We start from the raw sequence: 16102 nt of genomic DNA, 5'->3' as shown, positions 1-16102 counted from the left end.
CTGTACATAAACATCTCTGATGGAATATTTATTTTTGTTTTATTTTAGGCGTACTGTTTTTTCGTGAGCATGTATTAAATATTGCTGTCGGTTGGATGATTACTTTTCTTTGTTCTGGATTAGGTCTCCGTCTTTATTGCAAAGGGAAAGGGATGATGAGGTATGGGACAATAAATAATGTAGACTCAGAAGAGCATGATTCTGTTATGAGTTCCTATTATTCTCATCGATGGACTATGGTGATATGTACTATTGGAGTTGTAGTTTTTACCATTTATCAAATATATAAAAGCTATATTTAGGTAATGATACAGTGGCAAGGTGATGGCGACTGTAGTCCAGTAAGCATAATACGTTCAAGGTCGATCTAGAGGCTGGCAGTTACGACAGAAAAATAAGCGTTCAGATGTGATGCAGGTAACCAGTGTTGCTCTTCTTTATAAACAAAGTCCCACATATGGTGGGACTTTGTCGTTGTTATTGTTATTCAGGTGATGGGCTGATGAGATAGTTACTTTCGCTGGCAACTACGGCCCCATACTTGAGGAAGTTCTTACCCAAAATCATGCTGTAATGGAAACGACTCCGATCCTGTAAATTGACGCGAATGTTTTTCTCAAGATGGCCAAGCGATACATGCATTTCGACAACAGGCCGTGTTGTCGCCTCTTCGCCCTTTTTGGCTGTAATCGTCATGTTATCGACCACTTTACGAGTGAAATCCTGTTTGACACCCTGATCGTTTTCATAGGTAAAGCTCACCATTTGCTGACCATTGCGTTTAAACAACTTGATGTTTTGCGCATTGATGGAGCTGACGTCGGCTCCAGTGTCTAACTTCACAGGGATACTCATACCTTCGACTAAAGCCTCCTCAATATGCCCGGCTTTAAACAGTGGATAAACATCAAGTAGGTGTTCACTGCGCGTATTGATGAGGACACCATCTTTTGACATTTTCTGGCCGATGACAAAGTAATCTTCTGACTCATTTTCATCTAACACGTCTATCGCATAAGGAAGTTCCACCGGTTCTCCGTAGAGCATGAAGGTACCGAATACCACCGGGCGAATAGAGTCGCCGACCTTGAGTTTTTTGTTGATAGGCTTTGAAAACTGCTTGGCTTCCCCTTCATGGTTGGTCAGATAGTAGGTCACCCAGTCTTTGCCATTCTTATCGAACATCTCGAAACTGCTGACTTTGAGTAGCGGTGTTTTGACCGTCAAAGATGGTTGAGCTTCTAAGATAACACCATCTAAATCGATAGATTCGCTGCCTGAAACTTGCATTGCCTTAGAGCGATGGTTGAAGAACTTAGGGCTGCCAGACAGTAAGGATTTTTGTTTGGTATCAACCATAAAGTGTCGATTCAACGTCTCTTTGCCTAATCGCAGTTGAGATCCATATTGACTTCGGTCACTCAAATAGACCAGCCAGTATTGAGTCGGTTGATTGGGAGTATCTATTGGTACAAACACCATTGGACGCGGTTTGCCACCGACACTGAATTGCCTAATGACAGGTAGCGTCAGCGCTTTTTTCTCGCCTTGGCGGTTTTCAATTGTGAAAGTCACCCGTTGAGTCTTCGAGTCTACGTTGACGTCTTTGGCATGCAAAACGCTGTAGTTACTATGGAGTGAGTAGCTAATCTTTTGTTGGATACCTGCGATGGTGACCGTTTCTGCCCGACCGAGAAGCTGGGCCTGTTTTTGCTGTTGTAGATAGTCATATCCAGCAAGAACCCATGCGTTGTTGCTAAGGAAGGTTTTGCCAATCAGAATCGGAGAGGAAAATTGGCTTCGGTCGGTTAAGTTTACCTCCGTCATTACCGTTTTATCTGCAATGGTTAGAGGTAGGGTGACCGTTGGTCGCAAGATTGGCTGCTTCTGAGTTCGGTTTCGAATCACGCTGACACGAGTAATCGGTCTAGTAATTTCTATAGCCTCACCAGTGTATGGGTGAGTGATGGTGAAAGACACGCTGACTTGATAAGGGGCAAACAGCCCTGCATGCCACTTATCATAGTGAACGTTATCAATTGCTGGATGAGCAATGAGTGCTTTCATTAACTCTTGATCGCGCAATTGACTAAAATCTGGATGGCGACTGGACACATGAATATTGGTGGCATGCATTGAGGTGGTATCCGCACCCGTATCAATCTTGCCCGCAAAGGCTATCGTTTTTAGCGGCTCTACATCACTAAGGTAGACACTTTCTACTCGACCCAGCACCAATTTATCCTCAAGAGTGTAAAGAGGATGCTGTGTGGTTGCACTCAGCGCGGAATTGAGAGAGCTACTATCCGCGATAGAGAGTGACGAAAAGAAAACGGATAATACAGAAAAGGCCAGCAAGATTTTTTTCATAGTGGTTCCATATATTCATTGTTCGTTCAAAGACTTGAACGAAGTTAGTTCCAATTTTCAAATTTTAGTTCGAATGATAGCAATAGTTCTGACATAACTTTCACACAATTGCCAACCTATCGTTCTAACTATTGCGTAACCTTGCTAGCGGTAGCAAAAAGTGTTGGTTTTTACCTTTGTTACCCCAATATATTAGACGTTTAACTTAGAAAAGAGATTCAACGGATGAGCCAAGCTATCTGTAATTTGATTGCTCAGGAACTCAATGTTCGCCCTGAGCAAGTCACTGCGGCTGTTAACCTGATTGATGATGGTAATACCGTTCCGTTTATCGCGCGTTATCGTAAAGAGGTGACGGGTGGTTTAGATGATACTCAGCTGCGAAATCTAGATAGTCGCTTATCCTATTTGCGTGAGCTAGACGAACGTCGCCAAACTATCCTGAAGTCGATTCAGGAACAGGGAAAAATGACGCCTGAGCTAGAAGCTGAAATACATCAGGCAGATAGTAAAACTCGCCTAGAAGATCTTTACCTGCCGTACAAACCAAAACGTCGCACTAAGGGACAGATTGCGATTGAAGCGGGACTTGAGCCGCTAGCCGATAAACTGTGGAATGAGCCGCAAACCGATCCCGAAGTTGAGGCGGCGGGTTACATCTCTGCCGAGAACGGCATTGAGGATACTAAAGCTGCGTTGGATGGCGCTCGTGCGATCGTGATGGAACGCATTGCAGAAGATGCGAACTTGCTAGAAAAAATTCGTCACCACCTTAACCGCAATGCTGAGTTGGTATCTCGTGTTGTCGCAGGAAAAGAGCAAGAAGGTGAGAAGTTTAAAGACTACTTTGAGCACAATGAAGCCCTAAACAAAGTCCCTTCGCATCGTGCATTGGCGATGTTGCGCGGCCGCAACGAAGGCTTCTTAACCTTGGCGATGAACGCAGACCCGGCGCAAGATGAAGGTGTCCGTCAATCGTATTGTGAGACGATTATTAGTGACCACTATGGTATTTCATTAAGTAGCGCTCCAGCTGATGCTTGGCGTAAACAGGTGATCAGTTGGGCATGGCGCATCAAGGTGTCTATGCATATGGAAACCGAGTTAATGGGCGCGATGAAAGAGCGCGCAGAGATTGAAGCCATCGAAGTGTTTGCTACTAATCTCAAAGACTTGTTAATGGCGGCTCCGGCTGGTCCTCGTGCGACATTGGGCCTTGACCCTGGCTTACGTACTGGCTCCAAAATTGCGGTTGTAGACTCGACTGGTAAAGTCTTGGCGACAGAAACGATTTATCCTCATCCTCCGCAAAAACAGTACGATAAATCGGCGCAAATTGTTGCTGCTTTGGTACGTAAATACAATGTTGACTTGATTGCGATTGGCAATGGTACTGCTTCACGTGAAACGGACAGTTTCGTGGCTGATCTTATTAAGCGTGGCAATCTTAAAGTCCAGAAGGTCATGGTCAGCGAAGCGGGCGCTTCGGTTTACTCTGCATCTGAGTTGGCGGCGAATGAATTCCCTAATCTTGATGTTTCATTGCGGGGCGCGGTGTCTATCGCCCGTCGTCTGCAAGACCCGCTTGCTGAGTTAGTGAAAATCGATCCTAAATCTATAGGTGTTGGTCAGTATCAGCATGATGTGAGTCAGTCGATGCTGGCTAAACGACTTGATGCGGTAGTTGAAGACTGTGTGAACGCGGTGGGTGTTGATGTCAATACGGCATCGCCGGCACTTCTTACTCGAGTTGCGGGTCTATCAAGCACTATTGCACAAAACATCGTTGATTATCGTGATGCGAATGGCCGTTTTGAAGCGCGCTCGACCCTTAAAAAAGTGGCACGTTTAGGGCCTAAAGCCTTTGAACAGTGTGCTGGTTTCTTGCGTATTATGGATGGTAAGAACCCGCTTGATGCCTCTTCGGTTCACCCAGAAGCGTATCCAGTCGTTAAAGCCATTGCAGAGAAAAACCAAAAAGATATCAAAGCTCTGATTGGTGACACTCAGTTCCTACGTGGTCTGCATGCGGTGGATTACACCGATGAAAACTTTGGTGTGCCAACGGTTACTGACATCATTAAAGAGCTTGATAAGCCAGGTCGTGACCCTCGTCCAGAGTTTAAGACGGCGACCTTTGCTGATGGCGTTAATGAGGTATCCGACTTAGAGATTGGAATGGTTTTGGAAGGCGTGGTTTCCAACGTGGCTAACTTTGGTGCCTTTGTCGATATCGGTGTTCATCAAGATGGTTTGGTTCATATTTCTGCTTTAACTGACCGTTTTGTCTCTGACCCGCGTGAAGTGGTCAAGGCCGGTGATATTGTTAAAGTGAAGGTCATGGAAGTCGATGTACAACGCAAACGAATCGCGCTTTCTATGCGTCTCAATGATGAGCCGGGACAAGACAATCGAGCTCAGCGTTCTGCGTCGCCGCGTGGGCAGCAGCGCCAGACACAGGGTAGCCAAAGTCGCCGTGATGAGTCACAGAACAATGCGATGGGTGGTGCGTTTGCCGCAGCCTTTGCCAAAGCCAAACGCTAATTGAGTCACCGCAAGTAAGAGAAAAAGCAAATCCCCGCAGTAGAGATACTGGCGGGGATTTTTTCGGCATTACTTAATCGAAGTAAACCTCGATTGAGTACTACAACACCGCAATTACATCAGAAGGTGTATTGGGAGCAACCGAATCGCCGTAATGGAATTTAATTACGGTTCTACGTTTAGCCATTTTCCCTTCTGTTATCGCCGCATCGATTATGCGTTTCGGCAAGCGAAAACGCATGGCGTAGCCTTTACCTTGATGTTCGCTGTAACTGTCTAGCGCCAGCAACTGAAATAGCCTTTCGAGTGTGTCCTTGGGCTCTTCCTGATAGAGCGAAATTGCTTCACCACTTTGTTCCGCCTCATAGCTTGGGTGCTCAGAAGGATCCCATGATGATTGCTTTCGCCGTTTATCGTCCGCTGTTACCTTTCGTTCTGCGTTGCTCTTGGTCAATGCAATCGTAGGAGCAACAGGTTCGCGAACTTTGTTGTCGCGTGCCGCTTGTTCCGTTTGCACATTAACCGATGGGGCGATGAGTGGAACACTTACGTTCGTAGGTGATACGAGCATATTTTATCTCCTCACGCCCAACCTAGAGAGTTGTTACTCCGTTCGGTTAGTCTATTTATCGACCAATTTTGTCAGATGTTTAGCGACGTTTACAATTTGTTGCACAAACCCTATTTTTGGGTGTCTTGAGAAACAAAAAGCAGCACTTGCTGGCAGAAGTTGCCCAACTCGGTCATAAAAGGGGCGTGAGAGGAGTCAGAAAAGACATATTGGTCGCTGTGTGGCATTAAGCGTTCCACGTCACTGGCGACTTTGATTGGAACTAATCCATCTAGCCGCCCATATAGGCGAAGTACGGGAATGGTCAGTCGTTCTAGTTCCGCTCGGTAGTCAATGTCCGCTAAGAGCTTGAGCCCAGCCAGCAGCGCATCTGGGTTGGGAGTAGGGCGCGATAACACGGCTTTTTTAAGCTGCTTTACGTCTTGTCTTGCAGATGGACTGCCCATTGCCTGCAATGCCATAAATCGCTCAATAGTAAGTTGAAAATCCTCGACCAACTGTTCAGTAAAGGCGCTCAGAACGTTTGGTTGAATACCTCGCCAAGGACGCTCAGCGGCAAATTTCGGTGAGCTTGCGACAGTGATCAGTTTGGTGACTCGTAGGGGGTGGTTTAGCGCAATATGTGTTGCCAGGAGGCCACCTAGTGACCAGCCGATCCAAGTCGCTTGTTGTGGCGCGCTAGCAAGCACTTGCTGGGCAAGATCGTCCATGTTGATGAAGCTGGATTGGTGGCTATGGCCAAACCCTGGTAGGTCAACGACGTGCACGCGATAATGCTTGCTGAGTTCAGTCACGGTTTGTTGCCAAACTGCGCCATTCATTCCCCAGCCATGAATGAGGACGATATCCGCTCCTTCGCCACAACTGTGCCAATATAAAGCTTCGGTTTTGCTCTCAGTCTCTGCCACTTTTTCCATCCCTAAAATCCTTACTCTATCGCCACAATTAGAATGTCATCGTTGTTTGGAGTTGGGGTATGTTAGCGCAAAGGGTAGGAAAATACATCGCGGACCTGTTACCTGTGTATTGTGGTATATGCTCGCTGGAAGTGGACTCGACGACAGAGATTAAAGGTGTCTGCCGACATTGCAGCCAATATTTTGAGCCTTTACCACGTTGTCTGCGTTGTGGTTTGCCTATGGTTACCGAGGCGTTAGCTTGTGGTGAGTGCCTCAAGCATCCACCCATTTGGCAACGAGTCTATTGCGTCGGAGATTACCAGTTTCCCCTATCCAATTACGTTTATCGCTATAAGTACCGAGGGCAATTTTGGTTGAGTGGTCAATTGTCTTCTATGCTGGCGGCAAGAATTGAACAACCAGCACAACTAGTGACCAGTGTGCCGATGCACTGGCGACGTTATTGGGTGCGCGGCTACAACCAAAGTGATTTGCTGGCGCAGGCGATAGCCCGCAAACTCAACGTATCTTATCAACCTCTTTTTAGGCGATTAAGAGCAACACCACCGCAAGCAGGATTAAGTAGAGTTGAACGAAAAGAGAACTTACTCAATGCGTTTGCTTTGCAAGGTCAACAAGCCCTCACGCAACATGTGGCAATTGTTGATGATGTTCTCACCACAGGTAGTACGGTGTATCATTTATGCAAACTACTGCTTGAAGCCGGAGTAAAAACCGTTGATATTTACTGCATCTGTCGGACTCCTGAACCCGCAAGTTAGCTGAATTTAACTAAAACGCTAGATCTCTCAGCTTTCAGGAGTAGAATGGTCAACTAATAGCCTACAAAATTACTCAGGTATTCGTCGTGTCAAATACAATTACTATTACTGAAACTGCCCAAAAACACTTTGCTAACCTATTGGAACAGCAACCTGACGGCACTAATATTCGTGTATTCGTTGTTAACCCTGGAACCCAGAATGCAGAGTGTGGTGTTTCTTACTGCCCACCTGAAGCCGTTGAAGCTACGGATACTGAGCTAGCTTTTGACGCTTTCTCTGCTTATGTCGATGAGTTAAGTCTTCCATTTCTAGAAGATGCAGAGATCGATTTTGTCACCGACAAAATGGGCTCACAACTTACTCTTAAAGCGCCTAATGCTAAAATGCGCAAAGTCTCTGATGATGCACCGCTCGTTGAGCGTGTCGAGTATGTCATTCAGACACAAGTGAACCCACAGCTTGCTGGCCACGGCGGTCACGTAAATCTTGTTGAGATCACCGAAGATGGCATTGCAATTGTTGCGTTTGGCGGTGGGTGTAATGGTTGTTCAATGGTTGACGTAACACTTAAAGAAGGCATCGAGAAAGAACTGCTACAACAGTTTGAAGGTGAATTGTCTGCCGTACGTGATGCAACGGAACACGATCGTGGTGAGCATTCTTACTACTAATTACGTTATTTAAACCGAATGAAATACATAGGGTTGGCCGTTGAGCTGACCCTTTTTTTTGTTTTCAAAGCGGACTAATTTCTCATATATTAAGAACTTCAATTTTTGCATAGGAGCAAGCTTGTGGCTAAAAGGACTCCACCAGAAATTCTGGCCAAGAATACGGTCGCGCAATCACGATTATTCGCAATTGAAGCGTTAGATCTCCGCTTTAGTAACGGTGAAACGCGCACTTATGAACGAATGAAACCTAGTGGTCGCAATGCTGTGATGATGGTACCTGTGACGGCGCAAGGGGATATTTTACTTGTTCGTGAGTATGCCGCAGGTACTGAGCGTTATGAGCTTGGCTTTCCGAAAGGACTGATTGATGCTGGCGAATCACCGCAACAAGCGGCTGTGCGTGAATTGAAAGAAGAAATAGGTTTTGGTGCTCACAAACTTACTCCTTTAAAAGAGGTGGTGCTTGCCCCATCCTATTTCTCCAGCAAAATGACCCTATTCATTGCAGAGGATCTATACTCAGAGCAATTGGAAGGTGATGAACCTGAACCGTTAGAAGTGGTTCGTTGGCCTTTAGCACAAGCTGAAGAGTTGCTAACGCACCTCGATTTTAGTGAAGCGCGGAGTATTACTGCGTTGTTGCTGGCTCTACAAAGACTAAAACCATAATCAACGCCCCCTCAATTTAGACAACAGGGAAGCAGATACGTAGAGCGCTAAGGATTTTTTATGCCAATAACTGAAGACTATTCGCATCATTTACCTGCAGTGATAGAGATTGCTCGTTCAGCAGGGCAATTGATTCTCGATATTTATGAGAAAAAAGAGTACGAAGAGTACACCAAGAGTGACGAGACGCCTGTTACCAGCGCAGATATCGCCGCACATAAGCTGATTGTAGAGAAACTGTCTGATCTTACCCCTGATATCCCAGTGTTATCAGAAGAGGCGGCAGATATTAGTCTGGAGAAGCGTTCACAGTGGAATTGCTATTGGTTAGTGGATCCACTCGATGGTACACAAGAGTTTATTGCCCGTAGTGGAGACTTTGCGACCATTATTGCGCTGGTGGAGAACCATAAGCCCGTAATGGGAGTGGTTTATGGCCCTGTCTCAGGTGTCACTTATTACGCCTATCAAGGCAAAGGCGCGTGGAAGATCCCGGAGCTTAGCGAAAGTGTGCGTATTAAGGCTCATCAACATGACGGGAAGGCAAGTCCAATTGCGATCGCGATTAGTCGCCGTCAGGATATTAACCGTATTACCAATCGAATGAGCAGTAGTTGGAACTATGATTTGATTCCTCTTGGCTCAGCTGCGCTTAAAGCATGTTTAGTTGCTGAAGGGGCTGTGGATTGTTATTTGCGTCTAGGTCCGACGGGTGAATGGGATACAGCGGCCACTCAGTGTATTGTTGAGGAAGCGGGGGGAAGAATTTTAAGTACGCTCCTTGAACCCTTGTCATACAACGAACGAGATACATTAGAGAACCCGAATTTTATCGTGCTAGGTGATGAGAGCCTACCGTGGGATGAGATTTTGCAAGTTAAAGGCTAGTTTCAAGCTTCTAGCCGCGAGCTTCGAGAAGGAGAGCTTGATATGATTACTCTCTACGATAGCTTCTCGTAGCTCGTAGCTCGTAGCTCGTAGCTCGTAGCCCGTAGCTCGTAGCCCGTAGCTCGTAGCTCTTAGCTCTTCTCTTACGCCTTCGAATACACATCCCTCTCTCCTAACCAGCGTTCTATGATTGCGGCGGCATTGTCGGGATAGTTGTCATGAATATGGCGTGCGATACGCTGAACTTCGGGGATTAAGCGTTGATCTCGTACCAAATCGGCAATTTTGAAATTCGCCATTCCTGTCTGTTTGGTCCCGAGTAACTCGCCTGGACCGCGTATTTCCAGATCTTTTTGTGCAATCACAAACCCATCGTTGCTTTCTCTAAGCACACCTAAGCGTTTTTGAGCGGTTTTCGATAGTGGTGAGTGATAGAGCAGAACACAGTGGCTTGCGACGCTACCACGTCCAACACGGCCTCTCAACTGGTGAAGTTGGGCCAAACCTAGGCGTTCTGGGTTTTCGATAATCATCAAGCTTGAGTTTGGCACATCTACACCAACTTCAATGACTGTGGTTGCCACTAACAGATGGAGCTTATTGTCTTTAAAATCCTGCATCACAGCTTGTTTTTCTGCCGGTTTCATTCGTCCATGTACCAAGCCAATTTTTACGTCAGGTAGCTTTCGTTGTAGCTCTTCCGCGGTGTCCGCGGCCGCTTGTGCTTCAAGGACCTCAGATTCATCAATCAGGGTACAGACCCAGTATGCTTGTTTGCCTTCATTGAGGCAGGCGTTTCGTACACGATTAACGATGTCATCGCGTTTCGTATCGGGTATCGCTACGGTCTGAATCGGCGTTCTACCTGGAGGCAGTTCATCGATAACTGATGTTTCTAGATCCGCATAAGCGGTCATGGCTAAAGTACGTGGAATAGGTGTAGCCGTCATAATCAACTGATGCGGATAGGCGCCTTGCTTGGCGCCTTTTTCACGCAGTTCAAGCCTCTGGTGAACACCAAAACGGTGTTGCTCATCAATAATCACAAGCGCTAAGTGATCAAATGCCACATGTTCTTGAAACAGAGCGTGGGTACCCACGACCATTTGTGCTTCTCCACTGGCGATCTTAGCCAGTTCAGTTTCTTTGGCTTTGCCTTTTAGTTTTCCTGCTAGCCAGCCGACTTTTATGCCCATCGGTTCCAGCCAGTTGGCAAAATTGAGCGCGTGTTGCTCCGCGAGCAGTTCGGTTGGTGCCATTAGCGCAACCTGATAACCGTGCTCAAGTGCGCGTAATGCGGCAAGGGCAGCAACTAAAGTTTTACCTGACCCGACATCTCCCTGTACCAAGCGCATCATTGGGTGTGCTTTTTCTAAGTCCTGTTCTATTTCTTGTACGACACGTGTTTGAGCATTGGTGGGTGAAAAAGGCAGTTGATCAAGCAATTGCTGTTTGAACTTATTGCTGGCAGGTAAAGGTAGTGCCGCATCCTGCTGTCCTTTACTACGCACAGATAGCATAGAGAGATTCTGTGCCAATAACTCTTCCATAATGAGGCGAATTTGTGCAGGGTGTTTACCTTGGTCAAATTGCTCCAGATCGATACTTGGAGGTGGTCGATGAATGGTGTGAAGTGCTTGAGCTAGCGTTGTTTGATGGTCATAGAGTCCGCTAGGAAGCAGCTCTTGAACGGCGCTTTTATCGAGTAGCTCTAACGCCTGATCCGCTAGGTTACGTAGTGTGATTTGTCTAAGGCCATCTGTAGTCGGGTAGACAGGGGTCAGAGTCTGCTCAACTTCAGCCGTTTGATTGGGTGCATAGAATTTGTAGTCTGGGTGAACAATCTCTAGACCGTAACCTCCACGCTTAATTTCTCCATAGGCGTGAACCATCTTGCCTTGGCTAAAGTTGTTCTTCATCGCCGCAGTGAAATTAAAGAAGCGCAGGGTGATTGTGCCGTTTCCATCACTTATTTTGACCGTTAACATTTTCCGTTTCCCAAACAGTGTATCAACACTCATCACGGTTCCTTGCACTGCTGCCCATAGGCCTGCATGCAATTTAACGATGGGATAGATCCGGGTGCGATCTTCATAACGCAAAGGTAAATGAAAAAGCAGATCTTGGACGGAGTTGAGCCCTATTTTAGCAAGCTTTTCTGCGACTTTGGCACCGACACCAGTCAGTGAAGTCAGGGGAATGGCAGATAAGAGTTGGGACATAACTAAGCTCGCTAAGTTATTCAATCGGTTAGTAAGGCTATCAGCATTAATAGTTAACCATTGGACTGTGTTTTTGTACAGGAAAAAATGAAGGGCGAAGATCGGGCTGCGCCCTGAGAGAATCTAGAACGCTTCGCTCCGAGAATCGAGATCGGACTTCGTCCTTCGAAAGGAGCTTGTGGTGAGTGAGTCGAAAATTGCAGGCAGCGCTGGCTAATCCTTTAGTCTAATTATATGAATTTAAAGGAAAAGGGCTGACATGCAATGTCAACCCTCCCAAGGTTTTCTCGCTACTCGCTACTCGCTACTCGCTACTCGCTACTCGCTACTCGCTACTTCTTCTGCATTTCCTTCCACCACTCGTCATCTGCGACAATTTGCCCTTGGTCATCAAGAGGTGGGTAAGGCAATTTCTTTCGTTTGGCTACTTTCGCGAGCACAGGGTGGCCGCGTTCAAACAGCAGGCGGTTGATGGTTTCTTCAGGAACGGAACTGATTTCATTGCCATACATACCCGCTGCTTGGCGTTGGCGTTGTGCTTCATAGAGAATCACGGCACTAGCGACAGATACGTTGAGTGACTGAACCATACCAACCATAGGGATGATGATGTCTTGGTCGGCCATTTTCTTAGCTTGCTCAGAAGCACCTACTTTCTCACTGCCCAGAATGATAGCGGTTGGCTTGGTGTAATCAATGTCACGGAAGTCGACCGCTGATTCGGACAGATTGGTCACCAGAACCTGCATTCCTTGAGATTTAAGCTTGCTGATTGCTTGCTCGATTGAATCATGGGTTTCGACATCTACCCAGTTACGTGCACCTGCTGAAGTATGGCTAAGTGTTCGCATTTTGTTTGGCCAGACAGCATGTATCTTATGAATGCCCGTCGCATCTGCGGTTCGAATAATCGCTGAGACGTTATTGGGCTTATGGACTTCTTCAAGGCACAGAGTCAGGTCAGACTGACGAGCTTTAAGTACTTGTTGGATGCGGTTGTAGCGTTCTAAATTCATAATCTTATACAAAACAAAAGCCCTTGAAACGGTGATTTCAAGGGCAGTGGATAATCAAATCGGAGTCTTAGTTCTTACGTCGACGAACTTTAAGCGTCTGCGGCATCGCTTTTATCTTACGCATAATTCCTGCAAGATGGACGCGATCTTTGGTCGTGAGCAATACCGTGACTGTATACAAGCGACCATCTCGTTCTTCGGTCGACAGACCATGAATGTTTGAGCCGGTCTTAGAGATAACGTTGGTCAGCTCTGCCAATGCGCCTTGACGATTTTGTACGTCTACCGTCACTTCCGTAATGAACTCTTTATCGTAATCTTTCGACCACTCAACAGCCATGTACTTGTCTGGCTCTTTTTGATATCCACGTACGTTAGGACACATTTCACGGTGAACCACGAGGCCGCGACCAGGTGATACGTGAGCAATAATATGATCATCTGGGATAGGGTGACAACAGTTGGCAAAGGTGAGCAAGATGCCTTCAGCGCCACGGATTGGCAGCTTTTTCTTGTTGCCATTATTACCATTATCAACTTCAGTAAGTTCATCGGCATCGCCTAACAGTCGACGGGCAATAACGATACTCATCAGTTCACCCAGACCAATATCAGCAAGTAAATCTTCAATTGTTGCGATTTTTAGGTCACCGAGAACATGAGCGATGTTCTCTTCGCTTACATCCGATAGAGAGCGTTCACCAAGAGCGTGGTTTAGTAAACGACGACCAAGCGTAATCGACTCTTCACGGCGCATGGTTTTTAGAGCCTGACGGATCTTAGTTCTTGCGCGAGAAGTTACCACATAGTTTAGCCATGCAGCATTCGGACGAGCACCTGGAGCGCTAATGATTTCAATCGTTTGACCGTTTTTCAGCGATTTACTAAGCGGGTATGGATTGCGATCGACACGTGCACCAACACAAGTATTACCCACATCAGTGTGTACAGCATAAGCAAAGTCTACCGCAGTTGCGCCGGCAGGAAGTTCGACAATACGGCCTTTCGGTGTAAAGACGTAAATCTCGTCAGGGAAAAGGTCTGATTTTACATTTTCGATAAATTCGAAAGAGTTACCCGCACTTTGCTGGAGTTCTAATAGGCTTTGCATCCATCGTTGTGCTTTGACCTGTGCGGTTGTGCCAGTACGTTCACCATTGCCTTTGTAAGACCAGTGCGCAGCGACTCCTTTATCCGCCATCTGGTCCATATCGTCAGTACGGATCTGCACTTCTACGGGTACCCCATGAGGGCCAACCATTGATGTGTGAATGGATTGGTAGCCATTAGCCTTTGGTACAGCGATGTAGTCTTTCATACGCCCTGGACGTGGCTTGTAAAGACTGTGTACCTGACCTAGCACTCGGTAGCAGGTATCTGCATCTTCAACGACAACACGGAAAGCGTAGATGTCCATAATGGTATGGAATCGTTGTTCTTTGGTCTTCATCTTGTTGTAGATGGAGAACAGGTTTTTCTCTCGACCAAATACACGCGCGTTCAGACCTACCTCTTCGAGGCGACCTTCAATCTCATCGTGGATGCGCTGAATCATCTCTTTACGGTTACCACGAGCCGATTTTACTACCTCTTTTAGTACGCGATAGCGATTAGGGTAGAGGGCTTCAAAACCAAGTTCTTCGAGTTCAGTTTTGATGTTGTGGATACCAAGGCGGTGTGCCAGAGGTGAGTAGATTTCTAGAGTTTCACGAGCGATGCGGCGCTTTTTGTCTGGGCGAAGTGCGCCCAAAGTGCGCATATTGTGTGTGCGGTCAGCGAGTTTGATGAGAATAACGCGAATGTCTTGCACCATGGCAAGCACCATCTTGCGGAAGTTTTCAGCCTGAGCTTCCTTGCGATCGCGAAACTTGAGCTTATCAAGCTTAGAAACGCCATCCACGAGCTCCGCAACCGTAGTACCAAATTGAGACTCTAACTCTTCTTTGGTGACTTCAGTGTCTTCAATGACATCATGCAGCAGAGCGGCTTGTAGCGTCTCGATGTCTAGGCGCATTTCACCCAGAATACGAGCAACAGCAACAGGGTGGATGATATATGGTTCACCGCTAGAGCGGGTTTGCCCTTCATGGGCGTCTTTCGCTACCACATAAGATTGACGCAGAGCCTCAATTTGAGGCTCTGTTAGGTATTCTTGGGCAACGTCTTTAAGGCTATCGAATAGATACAAACTTTAGGCCCGGAAGATAGTTGTTATAGAGAAGCGTTAATTAACGGCTGTGAGCGATGCTGCTAACAGCGGCTAGTTCAGCGGCTTCTTGCTCTTGCTGCTCTTGACGCTCACGTGCATCAAGGATCTCTTTAGTGATAAGACCTTCTTCGATCTCGCGCAGAGCGATAACCGTTTGCTTATCATTCTCTTCTGGCACTAGTGAATCTTTGCCACCAGTTTGCATTTGACGAGCGCGGCGTGCCGCAATTAGAACTAGGTCGAAACGGTTGCCTACTTTTTCAACAGCGTCTTGAACAGTTACGCGTGCCATGAGAACTCCAAATTAGTTAACTTAAATTTTGAATGACGAGAAATTATACAGGTAGAGTGGCTTAGATGCTAGTCACTAGTTACGAGCCACTGGTTTGTAGAAACTCTCGCCTATTGGTTAATAGAACTATTATCTTTTCGAAGCTCGAAGCTCGAAGCTCGAAGCTCGAAACTCGAAACTCGAAACTCGAAGCTCGAAACTACAACTTATTCAGCTAAAAGAGCATCCAGCATGCCTTTATATTTATCAGCTTGCTTGTCTTGCTTCAATCTTTCTGCGCGAATGATGGCCTTAAAATCCATTAGTGCGTTGTCGAAATCGTCATTAACGATCACGTAGTCGTACTCACTATAATGTGAAATTTCAGACTTCGCTTCTGCCATACGCTTGGCAATCACAGCATCGCTGTCTTGACCACGCGCGTTAAGGCGACGCTCTAGTTCACCGTTTGATGGTGGCAGGATAAATAGGCTTTTTGCCAATGGCATTTGTTCACGGATCTGACGAGCACCTTGCCAGTCAATATCTAGAAAAACATCGATGCCTTTTTTTAGGTTGTCTTCAATCCAAACGCGAGAGGTGCCGTAGTAGTTCCCGAATACTTCTGCATATTCTAGAAACTCACCTTTTTCAATCAGCTCTTCAAAGAGCTCTTTTTGTACAAAGTGATAGTGGACACCATCTTGCTCACCTGGACGCATACCTCGAGTTGTATGTGATACCGACACTTTCATCGCGTAGGTTGGGTTGGTTTCTAGCATGGCCGAAATCAGACTAGATTTTCCCGCACCGCTTGGTGCAGATACGATATAGAGAGTGCCTTTACCCATAGGGACGATTCCATATTTGGCTTGATGACCGTCAGTATCTAATGACTGACATACTAAAGATAGCACTGACCCACTAAAACACCGAAGTGGTTAAATTTAGGCCAGAAAATGGAGGCGAAGAGTAGCACAATCT

Annotated in this window: 13 protein-coding genes; 5 read left to right on the top strand and 8 right to left on the bottom strand. The window is 46.5% G+C overall.

Annotated features, from left to right (window positions below; genetic code table 11):
• Positions 1–483: 483 nt before the first annotated feature.
• Entirely contained in the window at positions 484–2370 is a 1887-nt protein-coding gene (locus ACQEXR_RS05475; protein WP_427019905.1) for an ATP-dependent zinc protease family protein, read from the bottom strand.
• Positions 2371–2595: 225 nt separating this feature from the next.
• Here ACQEXR_RS05475 and ACQEXR_RS05470 point away from each other — a divergent pair, with 225 nt between their 5' ends.
• The gene (locus tag ACQEXR_RS05470; RefSeq protein ID WP_427019904.1) at positions 2596–4914 is read left to right on the top strand and encodes a Tex family protein; all 2319 of its coding nucleotides are present in this window, start codon (positions 2596–2598) and stop codon (positions 4912–4914) included.
• A 100-nt stretch (positions 4915–5014) separates the two neighbouring features.
• Here the strand turns inward: ACQEXR_RS05470 and ACQEXR_RS05465 are convergent, their stop codons facing one another.
• Together ACQEXR_RS05465 and bioH are read right to left on the bottom strand one after the other, a co-directional pair.
• On the bottom strand, positions 5015–5485 hold the full coding sequence (locus ACQEXR_RS05465; protein ID WP_427019903.1) for an ATP-dependent Lon protease: 471 nt from the start codon (positions 5483–5485) through the stop codon (positions 5015–5017).
• Positions 5486–5595: 110 nt separating this feature from the next.
• Positions 5596–6402: a pimeloyl-ACP methyl ester esterase BioH gene (gene bioH, locus ACQEXR_RS05460; protein ID WP_426953031.1), complete on the bottom strand. Its 807-nt coding sequence runs from the start codon at positions 6400–6402 to the stop codon at positions 5596–5598.
• Between the two features lie 59 nt (positions 6403–6461).
• Between bioH and ACQEXR_RS05455 the strand changes: the two genes are divergently transcribed.
• From ACQEXR_RS05455 to cysQ, 4 genes are all read left to right on the top strand, one after another.
• Positions 6462–7166 (top strand): ComF family protein, encoded by a 705-nt coding sequence (locus tag ACQEXR_RS05455; RefSeq protein WP_427019902.1) that lies wholly within the window; start codon positions 6462–6464, stop codon positions 7164–7166.
• Between the two features lie 86 nt (positions 7167–7252).
• Positions 7253–7840 (top strand): Fe-S biogenesis protein NfuA, encoded by a 588-nt coding sequence (nfuA, locus tag ACQEXR_RS05450; protein ID WP_138972923.1) that lies wholly within the window; start codon positions 7253–7255, stop codon positions 7838–7840.
• A 123-nt stretch (positions 7841–7963) separates the two neighbouring features.
• Positions 7964–8512, top strand: coding sequence for an ADP compounds hydrolase NudE (nudE, locus tag ACQEXR_RS05445; protein ID WP_138972924.1), 549 nt, complete (start codon positions 7964–7966; stop codon positions 8510–8512).
• A gap of 60 nt (positions 8513–8572) precedes the next feature.
• Positions 8573–9400, top strand: coding sequence for a 3'(2'),5'-bisphosphate nucleotidase CysQ (gene cysQ, locus ACQEXR_RS05440; RefSeq protein WP_427019901.1), 828 nt, complete (start codon positions 8573–8575; stop codon positions 9398–9400).
• Positions 9401–9543: 143 nt separating this feature from the next.
• On the opposite strand, the gene recG is transcribed toward cysQ, so the two are convergent.
• The 5 genes from recG to gmk all read right to left on the bottom strand — a co-directional run bounded on the left by recG (position 9544) and on the right by gmk (position 15969).
• Positions 9544–11622 (bottom strand): ATP-dependent DNA helicase RecG, encoded by a 2079-nt coding sequence (recG, locus tag ACQEXR_RS05435; RefSeq protein ID WP_331427697.1) that lies wholly within the window; start codon positions 11620–11622, stop codon positions 9544–9546.
• Positions 11623–11954: 332 nt separating this feature from the next.
• Positions 11955–12638 carry a tRNA (guanosine(18)-2'-O)-methyltransferase TrmH gene (gene trmH / locus ACQEXR_RS05430; RefSeq protein WP_427019900.1) on the bottom strand — a complete coding sequence of 228 codons (684 nt, stop codon included), beginning with the start codon at positions 12636–12638 and terminating at the stop codon, positions 11955–11957.
• A 67-nt stretch (positions 12639–12705) separates the two neighbouring features.
• Complete coding sequence (gene spoT, locus ACQEXR_RS05425) at positions 12706–14826, bottom strand: bifunctional GTP diphosphokinase/guanosine-3',5'-bis pyrophosphate 3'-pyrophosphohydrolase (RefSeq protein WP_427019899.1); 2121 nt, start codon at positions 14824–14826, stop codon at positions 12706–12708.
• Positions 14827–14866: 40 nt separating this feature from the next.
• Positions 14867–15139: a DNA-directed RNA polymerase subunit omega gene (gene rpoZ, locus ACQEXR_RS05420; RefSeq protein ID WP_004410883.1), complete on the bottom strand. Its 273-nt coding sequence runs from the start codon at positions 15137–15139 to the stop codon at positions 14867–14869.
• 206 nt (positions 15140–15345) lie between these two features.
• Positions 15346–15969 carry a guanylate kinase gene (gene gmk / locus ACQEXR_RS05415; RefSeq protein ID WP_138972929.1) on the bottom strand — a complete coding sequence of 208 codons (624 nt, stop codon included), beginning with the start codon at positions 15967–15969 and terminating at the stop codon, positions 15346–15348.
• Between the last annotated feature and the right edge of the window lie 133 nt (positions 15970–16102).

Origin of the sequence: Vibrio sp. TRT 2004 (assembly GCF_050113735.1) — a bacterium.
GTDB lineage: Bacteria > Pseudomonadota > Gammaproteobacteria > Enterobacterales > Vibrionaceae > Vibrio.
The sequence above is the reverse complement of the archived record's forward strand: the minus strand, read 5'-3'. Positions and strand labels throughout refer to the sequence as shown.